The sequence below is a fragment of the Sporolactobacillus nakayamae genome (genome assembly GCF_900113325.1).
Lineage (GTDB): Bacteria > Bacillota > Bacilli > Bacillales > Sporolactobacillaceae > Sporolactobacillus > Sporolactobacillus nakayamae.
This window is the reverse complement of the sequence record NZ_FOOY01000017.1, coordinates 44,716-63,524: the sequence shown is the minus strand read 5'-3', so window position 1 is coordinate 63,524 and position 18,809 is coordinate 44,716. Positions and strand designations below refer to the sequence as shown.

Sequence of the window (18,809 nt, the reverse complement as noted above, 5' to 3'; positions counted from 1 at the left end):
GAATTCAGGCAGCAACACGTTTCTGGATAAACTTTTTCAAACGCGCGCTCACCGGAATCATAATCAAAGTAAGCACAACGCCTTTAAGCAAGTTAAAGGGCATGACTCCATAAACGATCAAAGTGAGTAGGCTGTGAATACTTCGGTTCGCCGCTTGTGCCATCCCGACTGTCGCATCGATGCTAAAACCGAGGAAAAGTGCGTATCCTGGAAAAATTAAGTAATAGTTAAGAACGGACATGATTACGGTCATAATTAATGTGGCGGACAACATACCGAATAACAGTGAGCGTGCGGTTGATTTACGGCGATAGAAAGCACACGTAACCAAAATGAAAATTGAACCGGCCGCAAAGTTTGCGAATTCGCCAACAGGAACAACAGTAAGCGAACCGGTAAGCAGCACATGCAGAATATTTTTAATTGCTTCAATGGCGATTCCGGCTCCTGGCCCGAGGATAAGTGCGCCAATCAAAGCAGGCAGATCACTAAAATCCATTGTTAAAAATACAGGGAACAGCGGGATTGGAAAAGCGATTAACATAATCAAAAATCCAAGTGTGGAGAGCAGTGAAATAAGTACCAATTTCTTTAATGAAGTGTTCATACAATTACCCCCGTAAATATAGTATTGGGGATCATGCGCAGCGTTTCTGACTCTAGCCTGGGCTAGTGGAAAATCCGGACATCTCTTCAGGATGTTTAATGGTCGATTCGAATTAAAAGAGCCCAAAGGAAGGTTCCTTTGGGCTCAAGAAAATCGGCGCTCTGAAAGCGCAACGAAAAAAATGCGCGGAATACAAAAAACGCTGTCACATCATCCTTCTTTCATCCAGACTCTACTGTCGGTCCCGGTTTCTCACCGGATCTGCCTTGCGGCTTGCGGACTCTGGCTACTAGCCAATACCGCCGGTCGGGAATTACACCCTGCCCTGAAGGAACATCATATTTAATTTACATATTCAGTATACAGCAATTCAAACAGCGCAACAACATTTTCTTTTTCGATGACATGTGTTTCGATGGTTAGATAAAATAATCGAGAACGATCCCGAGAGAAAGGAGAATACCGAATAAAGTCTGCATCTGTGCCGTGGCTTTCATCGCAGGCATCATCTGAATTGCCTTTGTTTTCTTGCGAAATAATTTCGTTGCTTGAATTGCCTTTGGAAGACTAGCGAATACGATGATCAGCCATGCGGACTCCACACTAAGAATCATCAAGCCGATAACCCAGATATAGGAAAAAGTAAATAGACCGGCAAGTACGATAATTGCCCTTGGACGTCCAAGCAGGATGGGCAAGGTTCGTCTGCCCTTTTTCTTGTCACCCGAGAGATCACGGATATTATTAGCCATATTGATACCGCCGACAAGAATGCCAATTGGTATGGAAATCAGGATACAGTTCACTGTCAGCGTTCCGGTCTGGATAAAGAATGAGATCCAGATGATGAACACGCCCATGAACAAACCGGAAACTAATTCACCAAAAGGTGTATAGGCGATCGGAAGCGGGCCGCCGGAGTAGAGATAACCCGTGAGAATACAAATGGAACCTGCGAGCGCGATCCACCAACTGCTGTTTGCGCAGATGAACACACCAATAAGCATAGCGACAAGGCAGAGTATTAGTGCAAGTCGAAGGATTGTTTTCGGATGGAAGCCATCTCTAACAATGCTTCCACCGATCCCAACGGATTGCGCATTATCGAGGCCACGCTTGAAATCGAAATACTCATTGAATAAATTCGTTGCGATCTGAATCAGCATTGATGCGGCCATCATTGCAAGAAATAACGCCAGATCCGGATTTCTTATCGGCAGAACGAGTGCAGTTCCAAGCGCGACCGGGACAAATGATGCGGATAATGTGTGTGGTCGAAGCATGACCCACCATTTTTTGAAACCAATATTTTTTTCGGGTGTTAATTCCCCCATAACGATCGCTCCCACTACAAATTATGCTGTGATTCTAAACCCAATTCAAAGTTTCATAGATTTGAAGAAAAAATTATAATTGTCACCAATTCGACACTATTTTCTTTTTCAGTTTATGGAATATAGCGATATGTGTCAACATGATGCACTTGGTAAATGGTTCAAATTATGAAATTAAATAATGAGTTAACGATAAATATGAATTTGAGCGGTAGGGGATTGTGAAGAAACAATCTGTTGAATTGAATGGATGTTTAAGAAGTTAAGGTACGCATGATGATTTACGATTGAGAGGAAGGACTTGGATCTTGGACATTAGCAGAGGGAGAAAGACGGACGTTCAGTAAGCTTTTTAGTGTGTCGCACTCAACACCGGTTAACGTGACGCCGCGACCCATCTTTTTCTTATCGGGTGCCCAGCTCCGAATATCATATTTCGCTTCTCGGGCATTCCAACTGACGAGGTTCAACTCTTTTGTCCAACCGCTGTTTTCCGTTGCGATGACACCAAAATGCTCGACAATGTTGAAGGTCACTTCTGAATTTGAATCTGTCATACACCAATCACCTCTTTGATTTTTTTGAACGAATGTTCTGATAATATTATAAACACAAACAAATGTTCTGTCAATATGTGATTCTATTTTTTTCGCGGGTAAGAAAGAAAAAAATCTATGGAAACGAATGTACGTATAGCTAAGGCTTTGCTAATGGCTTGGCGAGGACAAATTTTCTAACAAGAAAAATTTGGTACATCAGTAAATCACAACTTTGTTATAATGATTGCGTGGAATGGCTTTTCCAAAAGCTTTGAAGGGAGAGGGCAAATAAAATGCTTAAATACACATTGGCTTTCTTAAAATATGGAGAAAAAGTTTTGATGATCAATCGTCAGAAAGCACCTTGGAAAGGCGCGTGGAACGGTGTCGGCGGGAAGTTGGAATCAGAGGAGTCACCTGAAGCTTGCGTCATTCGCGAGGTCTGGGAAGAGACAGGCATTAAGCTGACCGCCCCGTTATTTCGCGGCACGGTCACCTGGCATTCGGATGCGGAACTCGCCCAAGGCATGTACGTGTATACAGCGGATATCACGGCTGACGCGCTCGTGGATTTGCCACGTTCGACACGTGAAGGAATACTTGCTCTGAAGGATATTGCATGGATTCTCTCTGAAGATAATTTTGGGACGGTACCCAGCATTCGCTTTTTCATGAGACCGGTGCTTAAAGACGTGAAGGAGGATCCTGTGGATTATCATTGTACGTTTGACGGTGATCATATCATTCATACTGAAATTCGTCCGCTGTCTGAAATGCTCATGATTTAGGGGAGCAGGAACCAAATCAGCAGCATCAGGCAGCCAAAAAGGCCAATGTAGTAGAGAATCCAATAATCCGCACCCATCATGACGGTAAGCAGCGGCGCGAGCAGGGAATAGATACCTGCAATCAGGAGCATAGTGCTTAACGCCATAAAAAAGAGATGCTGTTTTTTAATCATCCGCGCCCTTTTTAGAGGAATTATTTTTTTGCGCAAAAAAAATAAAACCAATCCGCAAACAGTTAATACTATTCCTAGTATCATTAATTGATTCATAAATCGACATCAACCTTTGCTTCAGTTTCACTTATTACCATTTATTTTATTATACATAAAGAATAAAAAGAATGGCGGCTAAATCCACATTTTATTCTAAATCAATCAAAAAGTTAAACCCCGGAGAAGTATTTCTCCGGGGTAATTATTGAACATTAATGTGAAGACACCTGCTCCTGTTCAGCATCATCAGGAAGATCAGCTGTACAGTGTGCGCATTTTGTCGCCTTAATCGGAATTGACGACAAGCAGTAGGGACATGTTTTTGTTGCGGCCGGCTTAGCTTTTTTTAGCGATGTTTTATTCAGTACTTTAATGGCCATGAAAATAACAAAGGAAACAATAAGAAAATTAATCACATTATTAATGAAAAGTCCATAATTGATCGTCGGAGCGCCTGCCTTTTGCGCGGCGTTAAGACTATCGTATGCGTGTCCGGATAAATTAATATAGAGACTGCTGAAATCTACTTTACCGAGAAGTAAGCCGATCGGCGGCATGACAATGTCTTTAACAAGCGAACTGACAATCTGTCCGAAAGCGGCACCGATGATTACCGCAACGGCGAGATCAATCACATTTCCCCGTGCCAGAAATTTTTTGAATTCGTTTAGTGTTTTCATGAGTGCCCTCCTGTATGAATCATTTTTCTTAGATAATAAACAAAAGCATAGCATTATCGACATTTTTTTTAAAGAAACTTTGTCTGTCCCTTTTGAGTAAAAAAGAATGAATCGGAGCATCCTACGTTTAGGAGGTTGATTCGGGTGAAGTATCGAAAATTCGTTTATCTGCTTTGCGCAATTGTCGCGCTGGCTATGATCGCCTATGAGCACCACCCTGAAATGAAAGCAAACGCTAAAGACAGCCAAAGCGGGAAGCTGATTGTTTCTTTGATTAACGCGAAAAATGAAGAAATGGGTACGGCGGTTCTGACAGAAACACCAAAAGGCGTTCGTATCGAGTTGGAAGCAGAAGGATTAAAGCCTGGTATCCATGCCATTCATTTTCATGAATATGGCAGCTGCACACCTCCGGATTTCATGTCGGCGGGCGCACACTTCAATCCGGGCAATAAAAAACACGGATTAAAAAATCCGATGGGTCCGCACGCAGGTGATATGGTTAATATTTTTGCGGATAGTCATGGACGTGTGAAAACAGTGCTTTTTAATTCGATGGTAACCTTGCAGGAAGGCAAGCCGAATTCATTAAGAGATGCAGATGGTTCCGCCTTAATCATTCATGAAAGAGGCGACGACCAAACAACGGATCCGTCAGGTAACTCCGGCGCCCGAATTTTGTGCGGGGTCATAAAATAAAGAAAAAAGCGAATCGGAGAAATGGCCGGTTCGCTTTTTTCATATAAGGCGGTTTCAAAAGGCTGTTCAAACAACAATTCCATGATTCAAAAAGGTGTCTCATAGTCGAAAAACTGGCTTGAGACACCTGTGCAATGCCAACGATACTTATTATTCAGCGAGCAAGGACAATCCGCCGTCTACAGTGATTGTTTGACCGCGAATCATGAAAGCGGCCGGCGTGCACAGAAAGTAGACTGCTTCAGCGAGATCTTCCGGCTCGACAATGCGTCCGGCTGGATTATGCTTTGCCGACTGTTCAAGCAGCTCGGCACGGTTTGGGAAATGTTTGAGTGCGTCGGTGTCGACTGCACCCCCGGAAACGGTGTTCACGGTAATGTGCATTGGGGCAAGTTCTACAGCCAAATAGCGCGTGATGGCCTCAACCGCTGCCTTCGATACACCGACCACAACGTAGTTGGGCAGCGCGCGAACGGCGCCAAGGCTTGATAATGCGACAATATGACCGCCGCCTGTCTTGTTCATCAGTTTCGCGGCTCGCTGCGCGGCAAACAAATACGCTTTCGCGTTGATATCTTGCGTCCAGTCCCAATGCTTTTCTTGAATATCCATAATCGGGCGTTGAACGCCGGACGCAGCATTACTAATAAAGACGTCAAGCCGTCCGAATACGGAATCAACGGTCTCAAATAGTTGATCAATCTGTTCCAATTCACCGATATTCGCTTTTACAATATGCACGGATACGCCATATTTCGTTTCAATTGAACTTTTCGTTTCTTCGGCATTTGTACTTTTGCGCGCGTAATTTAAGACGAGATCGAATCCGTTTTGTGCGAACTTTTCGGCGATCGCTTTACCGATACCGCGGGTTCCCCCGGTAATTAAAGCAACTTTATTTTCCATAATAATCTCCTTTAGTAAGACAAATCAATCCGTTTCAAACAAACCAAATTCAGTATAGCAAAATGTTCAGAAAAAGGACAAGGTAAAAAAATTGAGCGACTCAGTCATGGTTCTATGATCCTTTGCCCATAATAGGGTATGATATCTTTAGAATAATCGCTAAGCATGGAAGGGGAGCGCTCCAATGATTATTGTTTACTTAAGTCTTACGCTGGTCATCATTTCACTCATTGCGTTTGCGGTATCCGTGATGAATACACTGAAACGTATGAACGGGTCAATGGCGAAAATATCAAAGACCGGTGCGAAGATGCAGGATCAGTCCAAAGAAATTGTAAATGAACAAAATGAGTTGACCTTGAATCTTGCACGAATTCAATCGGATATCAGTCAGAAAAAAGGCAAGGTCCAAGACACGGTTCGCCAGGCGAAACAATCGGCGCTAACTGTTCAAGTAGCTTTATGCAAAGGAAGAGCATTAGTGAAAAATCGTTCTAATTAAAAAGTGGATACATAGTTCGGCTCAACAGAGATGCGGACATTTCCTTTGACAGCCTTAGCAATTACGCAGTCTTGTTCCGCCTTGCGAATGCAGGTGTTCAAATGTTCCTCAAGCGCATCTGTCAGTGCTTGAGGAAAATAAATGATCGGGTAATGTGTGACCTTCTCAAAATGAAGGCCGCCCTTTTTTGTTACGATTGCTTCGGTGTGGATCTCAATATGGTCATAAGCAATTTTTTCTTTCTTTAATCGGATGCCGAGCGTGATCATGTAACAGGAAGCGAGCGCGCTGATCAGCAATTCATCCGGATTTGTTCCGACACCTTGTCCGGACATTGCAGAATCAACGGAGACTACTGTTGCTAAGCCATTCGTTTGAATTTTGCCTTTGCCATCCCACGATCCTGTCCATTCGCCTTTCAATGTAAAATGAAAATCCGTCATAAAGTTCATCTCCTTAGATATGAATAATAAGAGAGACATGCTATTTGGGCCCGTTGCTATCGTAGCATATAGTTACCACTTTGTGATGGTTCCACGCTTTTAGGTTGGGAGGAAGAGGTTGTGGCAATTAAGAAGCTCGAAAAAAAATCGTTTAGTCCATGGTTATGGCTGACATTAACCTGTGTGCTCCTATTTCTGATCATGGTTATCGCCATTCGGCAGCCTGTCGTTCAAGCGCTGGATCGCATGCTTATTCAAGGATTGAATCCCATTCGAACACATTGGCTGATTGTGTTTTTTTCGAAATTTACCGATTTCGCCTCAAGCAAACTTTTGTTCTTGATTATTGCTCTATTCATGATTTATCTAGTGTTTAAAAGACATTTCCTCTCATTCATCCTGTTGCCAGTGATTTTTCTACTTGAACGTGAAGTTAATGGCGTGTTGAAAAATTGGGTGATGAGGGATCGTCCGCCATTTCAGCATCTTGTTCATGAGACGGGCTACAGTTTTCCAAGTGGTCACGCGATGAATGCTTCGACTGTATATGGGCTGCTGATTTTGCTTATTCTTCCACTGATTAAATCAAAATGGATTCGAATTGCCTGGGTTGCTTTAGGTGTAGCGATGATCTTACTGATCGGGTTCAGCCGCCCATTTTTGCGTGTCCATTATTTCACGGATATTCTCGCAGGGTATTGTGCCGGCGGTTTTTTCGTCGGGATATCAGCGATCGTCCTTATTTTTGTATATAATAGAAAGCGTTGACGACAAACCGCGCCGAGATAAGGTGTCAGGACGGAGGATTTATATGAAAAAAGGTTCAATTACGATGGAAAACGGTGAAGTGATTGCTATTGACTTCTTCCCAGAGGATGCACCGAATACGGTCGCTAATTTTGAGAAGCTGGCTAACTCAGGCTTTTATAATGGGGTGACTTTTCACCGCGTTATTCCCGGTTTTGTCAGCCAGGGCGGTGATCCGACAGGAACTGGGATGGGCGATGCAGGGTACACGATCAAGTGCGAGACGGATGGTAATCCGCACAAACATGTTGCAGGGGCACTTTCCATGGCACATGCCGGACGCGACACAGGATCATGTCAGTTCTTCATTGTCCATGAGCCGCAACCGCATTTGGATGGTGTCCATACGGTTTTCGGACAAGTAACGAGCGGATTGGAAACCGTGCTCGCCATGCAAAACGGCGATGTTATGAAAACCGTGAAGGTTTGGGACGAAGAGTAAAACGAATTCGGGAGGTGCTACCGATGCCAATCAGTAATGTAGGGCTTCAAATTCTGCCCTTTTCAAAAGAAAAGGACACATACGGACTGGTTGATGAAGCGATAAAAGTGATTCAAGAGTCCGGAGTGAAGTACGAAGTGACTGCGCTCGAAACGATTCTTGAAGGCGAACTTGACGAACTGCTCGATGTCGTAAAGAAAACCGTGTATGCGACAGTAGAAGCGGGTGCCGATGAAGTTGCGGCTGAAGTGAAAATTCATTTTCGTCCGCAGGGTACATCGATTGAGGAAAAAGTAGGTAAATACCGGAATTGAATTTTACACGGTTCAATGTGAACAGGAAAAGTAAAAGCCACAGAGGTGCGAATCTCTGTGGCTTTTGATTTTGGACATATAAATAACAGCAAATGCAATTAAAGGAACAAACGTTCTCTGTGTGCTATAATTGTCGTATCAATGTATTGAAAAACATTTGATCCGCATTTCGGGTCTTTATTTATAGAACGATGATCAGGAGGAGAGAAACTATGTCTGTACGTTTTATTTTGGGACGGCCGGGAACAGGGAAAACCGCAAGCTGTCTGTCGGAGATTCGAAAAAATTTGCGAGAACAGCCGGATGGGACGCCTCTCATTTATTTGGTTCCCGAACACATGACGTTCAGCATGGAGTATACGCTGGCATCGACACCGGAATTGGGCGGTATGACTCGGTTAAATGTATACAGCATGCCTCGTCTCGCCTTGCGCGTGCTGCAGCAATCCGGCGGAGCGACACGTCGGCATTTGAATGCGACCGGTGTTTCCATGCTGTTGCGTAAGATTGTCGAGCAGAGCAAGCATGATTTTCGTCTGTTCCGAAAAGCATCGCAACAGAGCGGATTTTATGATCTGCTCAGTGATACGCTGATCGAGTTCAAGCGCTTTTGTCTTGAACCTGAAGAAATTGCCGCCGAAGCAGAACGAATTAATGGAGATCGTGCTGATCAGCTTCTCTTGAAGGACAAGCTTCATGACTTATCATTAATCTATCAGTCGTTCAATCAGGCTTTGGAAGGCAAGTATATTGATAGCGAAGATTATTTAAAATTAATGGTTGAGCGAATAGACGGCGCTGACTTTCTTAAAAAGTCAGATGTTTGGATTGATGGTTTTCAAACGATGACACCGCAAGAAATGCTAGTTGTTGAACAACTGATGACAACGTGTAAGCATGTTACGATCGCACTTGGCACAGATCAAATCTACGATCATGCACCTGACGAATTTTCGATGTTCCGGCATCCTGCACTCCTGTTTTTGCAATTAAAGGAGCGGGCGGAATCGAGCGGGCAAATGATCGAACCGATTATCTTGAAAAGAGACGTGCACCGATCTGAAACGGATGCGTTGAGGAACATCAATCTGCATTTCGGACACTATCCTTATCAAGTGAGTGAGGCAACGGACGGAGTCGTGATGACTGAGGCCGCGAACCGTCGCGAAGAAGTGGAGCAGGCAGCACGCAATATTATTACGAGTGCCCGAGCTCGAGGAGATCGTTATCGGGAAATGACCGTGCTGGTTCGCAATCTCGCGGATTATCGTGATTTAATTGAAACGATTTTTCAAGATTACCAGATCCCTTTCTTTATTGATCAGAAGAGTCCGATGAAGCATCATCCGCTGATTGAGTTTATCCGTTCGGCGCTTGAAGCAATTCAGCAAAACTGGCGCTATGAGCCGATTTTTCGTTGTGTGAAGACTGATTTTCTGATTCCTTTTGATTTTGATTTAAATGAAGCGCGTGAAGGAATGGATCAATTGGAGAACTATGTGATCGCGCGCGGTTATTATGGAAAAAAGTGGACGGACGACAAAGATTGGCATTATCAGATCTATAGAGGTCTGGAGGAGCAGGCAAGAGAGCAGTCAGACGCTGAGAAAAAGATGGAAGCAACCATCAACACCTATCGCATGCTCATCGCGCGGCCGCTCGCTTCGCTGGAGAAGCAGCTTAGAGAAGCTGCAACAGTCGCCGAACGATGTGAAGCGCTCTACCGGTTCCTGATCGAGATGACCATTCCGGAAAAACTGGAACGAATGGCGAATCGCGCGGAACAGCAGCAACGACTTTCCGAATCGAAAACGCACGGACAGGCATGGAAAGCGGTCATTGATCTGCTCGATCAATGCGTGGAGACAGCCGGTGACGAGCAGATGCCGTTCGATCTTTTTGTGAAGATTGTGGATACCGGCCTGGATGCATTGGAATTTGCCATGGTACCGCCGGCGTTGGATCAAGTCCTGATCGGCAGCCTGGACCGGATGCGTTCGTCGGAACTGAACGATGTCTTTCTTCTAGGTGTGAATGAGGGGATATTGCCTGCCAAACCTTCGGAGCAAGGACTTTTCTCCGGAGAGGATCGTGAGCTGCTCCAGGATGAAGGCATGACTGTGGCCGATGGTGAATCAGAACAGATGGCAGGGGAAAATGAGCTGATCTATCGCGCGCTGACGCTCGCAAAGAAGCATCTATACATTTCTTATCCGCTTGCTTCTGAAGATGGTGAGTCGCTGCGACCGTCACCGCTCATTTCGCGTATCCGCCGTTTTTTCCCTAATCTCACGTTGAAGTTGGCACCTGCTGAACCGAGAACGTTGAAGAATGAGGAACAGCTTGCTTTTATCAATTCACCGCGGAAAACCGTAAGTACGCTGGCTGCTCAAATTCGTGAATGGAAAAACGAATATCCGATCGCCGAACTGTGGTGGGACGCTTATAATTGGTTCACGGTACATCGTGAATGGGGCAGCGCGGCGCATATGGCCTTGGCCGGATTATTTGCCCGAAATGACGAACAGTTGAGCCCGAGTGCGGCGCGTGAGTTATATGGGCAAACCATTCAAACCAGTGTTTCTCGTATGGAAAAGTTCAATTCCTGTCCTTTCTCGCAGTTCGCATCCTACGGCCTACAGCTCAGAGAACGCGAAGTATTTCAAATCGCCGCACCGGATATTGGTCAACTTTTTCATTTGGCAATCAAGCAAATGACCGCTCAAATTATGAAGGAGAAGCGGAATTGGAGAGATTTGACTTCGGAAGAGTGCGACCAATTGGCTTCAAAGACGGTAACCGAATTAGCGCCGAGTATGCAGCGGCAGATCCTTGCTAGTTCGAATCGTTACCGCTACCTCCAGCATAAATTGGAACAAGTCGTCGCTCGAGTGGCCCGCGTGCTGCATCGTCACGCGCTTGCGAGCGGTTTTTCCCCGGTAAGTCTGGAACTTCCTTTCGGTCCGGGACGTCCGCTGCCCCCACTCAGTTTTCCCTTGAAGCATGGCGCTCAAATGGAGGTTGTCGGCAGAATCGATCGGGTGGATCAGGCGCGTGATGAACAAGGACGCTTGCTTTTGCGAATTATTGATTATAAATCGAGTGCGAAAAACCTTGATCTTTCGGAAATCTATTATGGACTTGCGCTTCAGATGCTCACCTATCTGGACGTGATCATTACCCATTCAAAGCAGTGGCTGGGCGTGCAGGCCGAACCTGCCGGAGTGCTCTATTTCCATGTGCATAATCCGTTGCTTAATTTGGATGATAAGCTTCCTGAAGATCAATTGGAACGCGAGCTTTATAAGCATTTTAAAATGAAAGGCTTACTGCTTGAAGATGAAGAAGCGCTTTTATTAACAGATGAAGCCGCTGAAGGAAGGCTTTCGGATATCGCACCGTTCGGAATCAAAAAGAACGGAGAATTCTATAAAAGCTCTTCGCTGGCGGGAGAAAAGGATTTTGCGACACTTCGACGTTATACGCGCCATGTGATGACGGATGTCGGATGCAAGATTATTGACGGAGATGTGTCCATCACACCTTTTAAAAGTAACGGACAAGTCCCATGCACGTATTGTTCATTCCGCCCGGTTTGCCGCTTTGACCAGTCGCAGCCCGGAAATCAATACCGCCTGCTGAAAAGAATGAAGGATAACGACGTCTTGGCAAAATTGGCGGAGTTGGAGGAGAATATTGATGAGCATTAAACCGAAAGAAACGCAATGGACAGATGCACAATGGCGAGCGATCACCGAAAGCGGTCACGACTTGCTTGTCGCCGCCGCGGCCGGATCGGGGAAAACAGCGGTTCTTGTGGAACGTATCATTCAAAAAATGACGGATCCTGAACAAAGGGTAAATATTGATGATCTGCTGATTGTCACCTTCACAAAAGCCGCGGCGTCAGAAATGAGAGAGCGGATTGGCAAAGCACTTGATCAGCGTCTTAGTGAAGAACCTGAGAACTTATTCTTGCGTCGCCAGCAGGGCTTGCTGGGAAAAGCGTCAATCATGACGCTACACGCCTTTTGCATGTCAGTGGTCAAACACTATTACTATTTTTTGGACCTTGATCCCGGCTTTCGTCTGCTTGATGAGACGGAGACGGCATTGCTGCGTGAAGAGGTTCTTGATGAACTTTTAGAAGAATACTACACATCGGATGATCCTGAATTTTACCGTCTGGTTGACCGCTATTCAAACGATCGAAGCGATGACGCAATGAGTCAGCTGCTCCTGCGCATCTATGAGTTTTCCATGAGTCATCCATGGCCGGAGCGCTGGCTTGACCAAATGGCTGAAGCCTATCATGTTAACGGTGCGAAAACGCTGGATCAATTCGGATGGGTAACCGAATTGAAAAAATCGCTTGTTCACCATATTTCCGGATCCATACATGCACTTCGGGAAGCAGTTCGGCTGTGCGGCCAGCCCGGCGGTCCCGCCGCTTATGAGGATACATTGACTGAAGAACTCCGCGCGTTCCAAGAGTTACAGGTCGATTCCAAATCGGACTGGGAGACGATTCGTTCGGCTTTCCTGTCGTTGTCGTTCGGTAAATTGAAGGCGATTCGCGGTAAAGACGTGGATACAGCGCTCAAGGATCAGGTCAAGAAAATGCGCGATAACATAAAAGGGAAAACTGCCGAGTTGCAGCAGCAATGGTTTGCGGGTTCTTCGGAGGAATGTTTGCGTGATCTGAGTGATATGGCACCTTCTGTTGATCTTATTGTTGAACTCGTAAAAGCATTTGCCGAACGATTTAAGAAGGAAAAAAGACGCAAGGTTGTCCTCGATTTCTCTGACTTAGAGCATGAATGTCTCGCTGTTCTACGCGCTGAGGGCTCCTCGATGGGTCATGAGCAGCCCTCAGTCGTTGCGGAACAATTCCGCGCCCGCTTTAATGAAGTTATGGTTGACGAATATCAGGATACTAACCGCGTGCAAGAATCAATTATCCAGTTGATTACCAAAGACAGCGGATCTGGAGGCAACCTGTTCATGGTTGGTGATGTGAAGCAGAGCATCTATGGATTCCGATTAGCTGAACCGGCGCTTTTCATAGAGAAATACAAACAGTTTTCTCGTCCGGAAACAACCGGTCAAGTGATTGATCTGTCAAACAACTTCCGCAGCAGGCAGGAAATCATTGACGGGGCTAACTTCATTTTCCGGCAAACGATGGATGAAGCGGTAGGTGGCGTGACGTATGATGACGCTGCCGAGCTGCGCTGCGGGGCGAACTACCCTCAAGAAAACCGTCCGGTCGACTTGGAGATTATTGACCGTGCCGGCGCAGAGGATGATCCGTCGGAGCATGCGGATGATATGGATGCGTCGGAACTTGAGGCTGCCGCGATCGGTGACCGTATTCAGGCAATGATCGGTGACGGCTCTTCTCCCTCTTTCCAAGTTTTTGATCGCGCGTCCGGTCGGATGCGTGGGGTTCGGTATCGGGATATTGCGATTCTGCTCCGTTCCGCCAGCACTTCCGCGGCGATCATGAAAGACTTGCTCGGCCGCCGGGGAATTCCCGCTTATGCGGAATTATCCAAGGGCTACTTTGATACGGTTGAAGTGTCAGTTATGCTGTCGGTCTTGCAAGTGATTGATAACCCGGAACAGGATATACCGCTTGCGTCAGTGCTCCGCTCGCCGATCATCGGGTTAAATGCGGACGAGCTTGCCGCTATCCGCATGGCTGAACGAGGCTCAGGCTTTTATCAAGCATTAAAAAGCTATACGCAGGATCCGAAGCAGGAGTTGGCACAACAACTTGCCATCTTTCTTAATAAACGTGATGAATGGCGCGATTTTTCCAAAACGCACTCAGTATCTGAATTGATCTGGCAAATCTACCGTGACACCGGCTATTACGACTATGTCGGTGGACTGACCGGCGGAACGCAGCGCCAAGCGAATCTGAAAGCCTTCTATGATCGGGCGCGGCAATATGAAAAAACTACCTTCCGCGGATTGTTTCGTTTCCTTCGTTTTATTGAACGAATGAGAGAAAACGGCGGTGATCTCGGCGAAGCGAGGGCACTGAGCGAACAGGAAGATGTCGTTCGAATCATGACGATTCATAAAAGTAAAGGGCTGGAGTTCCCCGTTGTCTTTGTCGCAGGCATGAACAAACGCTTTAACATGCGCGATACGGCTCAAGCGGCGCTGCTGCATAAAGATTTGGGCTTTGGCACGAAATGGATTGATCCTGAATTGCGTACGAGTGTCCCGACCTTGCCCTATTTAGCGATTAAAGAACGTATGAAATCCGACGCGATCGCTGAAGAACTGCGCATTTTGTATGTCGCGGTGACCCGTGCGAAAGAGAAACTGATTTTAATTGGGACGGTGAAAGACGCGCAGAAACAGGTGGATAAGTGCAAATCTACGCTGCAGACGCCTGATTGGCTCCTCCCGGAGGACTGTCGCGCATCCGCATCGACCTTTTTTGATTGGGTAATGCCGTCGGTCGCGCGCCATAACGGTGCAGAATCCCTGCATCAATTACTCGATGCTGAACCGGACAAGACGGCGATCTCTGGCGATCGTTCATCCTGGATGGTGCAGGTTATCGTTGCCTCCGGTCTCTCACGCGGAGAGGGGAAACGTCACGAATTAAATCGTGAACGTTTGCAACAGCTTGAACAAGGAAAATCAGTGGTCACACATTCTGGTGTCCAGGATGAAGTGGCCGCGCGTCTCCAATGGATTTATCCTGAATCCGCCTCGACAGTTTCAATGGCCAAACAGACGGTCACGGAGATTAAAGCGCAGCAAGGCTATTTCAGTTCCGGGACGGATGACCGATTGCTGGGCGACTCGGATCGATTTTCATCAATTGGAAGAGACCGTCCGCAGTTTTTGCAGCAATCCGCACTTTCAGCGGCGGAACGCGGCACAGCATTACACTTGCTGATGCAGCATCTTGATTTACAAAAGGTCGGTACTACGCGGCAGATTAAGGAACAAGGCTTGGCACTTGTCGAGAAAGAAGTCATTACTGATCTGCAAGAGCAGAGCTTTGATTATGATGCCGTAGTTAAACTTTTCCAAATGCCTATTGGTATAAAGATGCGGAGGGCAAGCAAAGTCACTCGTGAATGCCCGTTCAGTCTTGCGCTTGCGACAAGCGAAGTGTACCCGTCATGGAAAAGAGTAAGCAAGCAGGAATCTGTACTCGTACAAGGGGTTATTGACTGTATTATCGAGGATGGAGACGGACTTATTCTATTAGACTATAAAACGGATCATCTGACGCATCGTTTTCCCAATCAAAATGAAGCGATTGCCGAGTTAAAACGCCGCTACGAAGTGCAGCTCGACTTGTATCGCCAAGCGATCGAGCGCATCTGGAAGCGGAAAGTAGCTCTAGTCGGACTCTATGCTTTTGATATTGGCTGCTTTATTGATTTGACGATTGGGGGGAACGGGCAATGAAATTATTGCATACGGCCGACTGGCATCTTGGAAGGAGTCTTGAGGGCCGCTCTCGGGAAGAAGAACAAGAGCAGGTCATGGACGAAATATGCGCCATTGCGGATGAAGAGAAAGTTGACGCGGTTCTGATGGCGGGCGATGTGTTTGATACGGTCAATCCTCCGGCTGCAAGCGAAGCACTTTTTTACGATACCGCACAAAGACTGTCACTTGGTGGAAAACGTCCGGTTCTGATCATCGCCGGGAATCATGATAGTCCGGAGCGCTTGGAAGCATCGCGGCCGCTCGCCGGTCGGCAGGGAATTACGATTGTCGGAAAACCCATTCTTAAGCCGATGACGATCCCCATTGCAAGCAAAAACGAGACTTTGATTCTTGGTTGTGTGCCCTATCCTTCCGAATCGAGACTGAATGAATGCCTCAGCACGATCAATGATGAGGATTCGATCAAAGAAGCGTATAACGAGCGCTTGGCCGAGCTTTTCAAACTGCAGGCTCAGTCATTTAAAAAGGATGCCGTGAATCTATTGATGACTCATCTATTCGCTGCGGGGGGGAAAGAATCTGATTCTGAGCGTCCAATCCAAGTTGGTGGTGCCTACACAGTTCATCCGTCGGCTTTTCCGGAATCGGCTATGTATGTGGCACTCGGGCATCTTCATCGTCCGCAAACCTTGGCCGATTCACCGGTTCCCGCGCGCTACGCAGGTTCGCCGATCGCCTACAGTTTTTCAGAGGCAGGTCCTAAATCGGTTACTATTCTTGATGCGGCGCCACGAACGCCGATTACGATGCATGAGATTGAGCTCAGATCTGGGCGTCCGCTCACTCGTTGGCGAGCGGACAAAGGTTTAGCCGAAGTTCAGCAATGGATTGACGAGGAGCGTGACCAGGAGGCATGGATTGATCTTGAATTGCGTCTTGATGAGGCGATGAGTATGCATGATATTCAGGCGCTGCGAAAAGCGAGACCGCGAATTGTCAACATCCGGCCAATCTACAGCGGAATTCAGGCACTCGGGGATCAAACGTCTCGCTCAAGCTTACCCATTGATGAGCTTTTCGTTCGTTTTTATAAAAAACAGACAGAAGGCGCTGAACCGGGTACAGACCTTGTTCAGCTGTTCATGCGATTACTAGAGGATGAAGAAGCAGAACGCGAAGTCGCGGCAGGGAGGAAATAGACAGTTAACAAAAATATTAACAAAGGTATGATTACATAGTACATTATATACATCCTATGAAGGAGGTGTATGTGCCCTGTTGAAACCGCAAGAAATGGCGAATAAAATTGGTGTCACCGTAACGACCTTACAACGTTGGGACAGAAGTGGGAAGCTCGTTGCGAACAGGACGCCAACAAACAGAAGATATTATACAGAAGAACAGTTAAATGAATACCTCGGAATCAAGAAAAATAATCCGAGAAAGAACGTTGCCTATGCAAGAGTTTCTAATTTTGGTCAGAAGGATGACTTAAAAAACCAAATAGAATTCCTACGAAACTATGTGAATGGTAAGGGGGTGATATTAGATGATGTTATAACAGACATCGGAAGTGGGTTGAATTACAAACGCAAAAAATGGAATTTGTTAATTGACGATATAATGAACAATAAAATTGACAAAATTTATGTTACTTACAAAGATCGTTTTGTAAGATTCGGGTTTGATTGGTTTGAGAGATTGGCGGACAGATTCAATACAGAGATCGTTGTTTTAAATAACCCTGATTTGTCTCCTCTCGAAGAATTGACTGAAGACTTAATATCCATTATTCATGTTTTTAGTTGTCGGATCTATGGCTTAAGGAAATACAAGAAGAAAATAGAAAATGATAAAAATCTTCACTAATGGAGCTGAAGGAAGGTGATCAAAACACATAAAATCAAACTATTCCCTAATGTAACCATGAAGCGTCAACTTGACCAATTGTTCAACTACCATAGATATTGTTGGAACTTGGCCCTTGAAACATGGAACACTCTGTATGAATTACATTTGATTGACAAAGAAAGCAACAAAAGACCCAATGAGTACATCGTACGAAATGAACTGGTCGCACACAAAGAAGATTGGCAGTATGGATTATCCGCAAGGGTACTCCAACAATCCGTAGCATCATTAAGCAAGGCTTGGAAGAACTTTTTTAATCCACAAATGCCTCACCATGATCGGCCTAAATTCAAGTCAAAGAAGTTGAGCAAGAAATCATTTACTACGGATCGAGCGAAGATCAAGAACGGCAAGTTAATGCTTGATAAGCCTCGCGGTATAAATATCTTATGGTATGGCATTAAGATGGCAGAATCACCACGCTTCGAAGGACAAATAAAGAAGGCTACAGTTGTTGAAGAAGCAGATGGTTTATACGCATGTCTTAGTATCGACACGAACGACAATGAGTTAAGTGAAGGTAAAGATGTTGCAGGCGTTGACGTAAATATAGGACACTTTAACTATAACGATGGCAAAACGATCAGCACTTTACCTGATCATTTAATTAAGTTATATGAACGTATAACGCATTATCAAAGACTTCTCGCTCGAAAAAGAGTCTCGAATCCGAATCAGTTCAGAAGTACTAACTATCGTAAAGTGAGAACCAAACTTAAACGATCGTACCAAAGAATTGCTCGGATTCAAGAAGATCTTTTAAAGAAGTTTGTCCATCAATTAAGCAATGATTATCACACGATTTGTATTGAAGACTTGGACGTCAATCGGATGAAGATGAATAAGCGTCTAGCGAAGAACATTCACCGTTCCATGTTTCGAAAATTTAGAGACATGATCCAATACAAAAGTGAATGGATGGGTAATCGTTTCGTTGTGGCAGATCGTTATTACCCGAGTACACAAAGGTGTTCGCATTGCGGTCATGTTAAAACAGGAGCAGATAAAATGACATTGCAAGGCGACACCATCTATCACGAGCATCATACGTACCGTTGTTATGAATGCGGAACTGTGATGAATCGTGATGAAAACGCAGTAAACAATTTGATTCACTACGCAGTAGGGCTTACTACTGAGGGTGCACAATCCACCTAAGAGGGTTCGAGAGTTGGTCCATGTGATAGGGTGTCT

General features: G+C 45.6%; 18 protein-coding genes and 1 riboswitch. Of the genes, 11 read left to right on the top strand and 7 right to left on the bottom strand.

Annotation, left to right across the window (positions count from 1 at the left end; genetic code table 11):
- Positions 1-4 precede the first annotated feature (4 nt).
- The 3 genes from BM003_RS11900 to BM003_RS11890 all read right to left on the bottom strand — a co-directional run bounded on the left by BM003_RS11900 (position 5) and on the right by BM003_RS11890 (position 2,498).
- Complete coding sequence (locus BM003_RS11900) at positions 5-607, bottom strand: ECF transporter S component (protein ID WP_093673368.1); 603 nt, start codon at positions 605-607, stop codon at positions 5-7.
- Between the two features lie 209 nt (positions 608-816).
- A riboswitch (FMN riboswitch) is annotated at positions 817-944 on the bottom strand.
- Between the two features lie 82 nt (positions 945-1,026).
- Positions 1,027-1,941, bottom strand: a complete 915-nt coding sequence (locus tag BM003_RS11895) for a 1,4-dihydroxy-2-naphthoate polyprenyltransferase (RefSeq protein ID WP_093673366.1) — start codon at positions 1,939-1,941, stop codon at positions 1,027-1,029.
- Positions 1,942-2,222: 281 nt separating this feature from the next.
- A complete protein-coding gene (locus BM003_RS11890; protein WP_093673364.1) occupies positions 2,223-2,498 on the bottom strand; it encodes a YdbC family protein in 276 nt (91 codons plus the stop codon).
- A 275-nt stretch (positions 2,499-2,773) separates the two neighbouring features.
- Between BM003_RS11890 and BM003_RS11885 the strand changes: the two genes are divergently transcribed.
- Complete coding sequence (locus tag BM003_RS11885) at positions 2,774-3,268, top strand: NUDIX hydrolase (RefSeq protein ID WP_093673362.1); 495 nt, start codon at positions 2,774-2,776, stop codon at positions 3,266-3,268.
- Here BM003_RS11885 and BM003_RS17685 read toward each other — a convergent pair.
- Together BM003_RS17685 and mscL are read right to left on the bottom strand one after the other, a co-directional pair.
- Positions 3,265-3,441, bottom strand: coding sequence for a hypothetical protein (locus tag BM003_RS17685; RefSeq protein ID WP_177184771.1), 177 nt, complete (start codon positions 3,439-3,441; stop codon positions 3,265-3,267). The two genes, BM003_RS11885 and BM003_RS17685, sit on opposite strands and share 4 nt — an antisense overlap.
- Positions 3,442-3,692: 251 nt before the next feature.
- Complete coding sequence (mscL, locus tag BM003_RS11880) at positions 3,693-4,160, bottom strand: large conductance mechanosensitive channel protein MscL (RefSeq protein ID WP_093673360.1); 468 nt, start codon at positions 4,158-4,160, stop codon at positions 3,693-3,695.
- 144 nt (positions 4,161-4,304) lie between these two features.
- Between mscL and BM003_RS11875 the strand changes: the two genes are divergently transcribed.
- A complete protein-coding gene (locus BM003_RS11875) occupies positions 4,305-4,859 on the top strand; it encodes a superoxide dismutase family protein (protein WP_093673358.1) in 555 nt (184 codons plus the stop codon).
- Positions 4,860-5,009: 150 nt separating this feature from the next.
- Here the strand turns inward: BM003_RS11875 and fabL are convergent, their stop codons facing one another.
- Positions 5,010-5,765 carry an enoyl-[acyl-carrier-protein] reductase FabL gene (fabL, locus tag BM003_RS11870; protein WP_093673356.1) on the bottom strand — a complete coding sequence of 252 codons (756 nt, stop codon included), beginning with the start codon at positions 5,763-5,765 and terminating at the stop codon, positions 5,010-5,012.
- Positions 5,766-5,949: 184 nt separating this feature from the next.
- Here fabL and BM003_RS11865 point away from each other — a divergent pair, with 184 nt between their 5' ends.
- Positions 5,950-6,267: a hypothetical protein gene (locus BM003_RS11865; RefSeq protein ID WP_093673354.1), complete on the top strand. Its 318-nt coding sequence runs from the start codon at positions 5,950-5,952 to the stop codon at positions 6,265-6,267.
- Here BM003_RS11865 and BM003_RS11860 read toward each other — a convergent pair.
- On the bottom strand, positions 6,264-6,710 hold the full coding sequence (locus BM003_RS11860) for an OsmC family protein (RefSeq protein WP_093673352.1): 447 nt from the start codon (positions 6,708-6,710) through the stop codon (positions 6,264-6,266). The genes BM003_RS11865 and BM003_RS11860 overlap by 4 nt on opposite strands.
- 120 nt (positions 6,711-6,830) lie before the next feature.
- Here BM003_RS11860 and BM003_RS11855 point away from each other — a divergent pair, with 120 nt between their 5' ends.
- From BM003_RS11855 to BM003_RS11820, 8 genes are all read left to right on the top strand, one after another.
- Entirely contained in the window at positions 6,831-7,478 is a 648-nt protein-coding gene (locus BM003_RS11855; protein ID WP_245734243.1) for a phosphatase PAP2 family protein, read from the top strand.
- Positions 7,479-7,521: 43 nt separating this feature from the next.
- The gene (locus BM003_RS11850; protein ID WP_093673350.1) at positions 7,522-7,959 is read left to right on the top strand and encodes a peptidylprolyl isomerase; all 438 of its coding nucleotides are present in this window, start codon (positions 7,522-7,524) and stop codon (positions 7,957-7,959) included.
- Between the two features lie 23 nt (positions 7,960-7,982).
- Positions 7,983-8,273 (top strand): thiamine-binding protein, encoded by a 291-nt coding sequence (locus BM003_RS11845; protein WP_093673348.1) that lies wholly within the window; start codon positions 7,983-7,985, stop codon positions 8,271-8,273.
- Between the two features lie 212 nt (positions 8,274-8,485).
- Entirely contained in the window at positions 8,486-11,983 is a 3,498-nt protein-coding gene (gene addB, locus BM003_RS11840; RefSeq protein ID WP_093673346.1) for a helicase-exonuclease AddAB subunit AddB, read from the top strand.
- Entirely contained in the window at positions 11,973-15,719 is a 3,747-nt protein-coding gene (gene addA / locus BM003_RS11835; protein WP_177184770.1) for a helicase-exonuclease AddAB subunit AddA, read from the top strand. Before addB ends, addA begins: the two co-directional genes overlap by 11 nt.
- Positions 15,716-16,903, top strand: a complete 1,188-nt coding sequence (locus BM003_RS11830) for an exonuclease SbcCD subunit D (RefSeq protein ID WP_093673342.1) — start codon at positions 15,716-15,718, stop codon at positions 16,901-16,903. The genes addA and BM003_RS11830 overlap by 4 nt, the downstream gene beginning before the upstream one ends.
- A 94-nt stretch (positions 16,904-16,997) precedes the next feature.
- Positions 16,998-17,573 (top strand): IS607 family transposase, encoded by a 576-nt coding sequence (locus tag BM003_RS11825; protein WP_218143255.1) that lies wholly within the window; start codon positions 16,998-17,000, stop codon positions 17,571-17,573.
- A gap of 15 nt (positions 17,574-17,588) precedes the next feature.
- A complete protein-coding gene (locus tag BM003_RS11820; protein WP_093673338.1) occupies positions 17,589-18,773 on the top strand; it encodes an RNA-guided endonuclease InsQ/TnpB family protein in 1,185 nt (394 codons plus the stop codon).
- Positions 18,774-18,809: the final 36 nt, after the last annotated feature.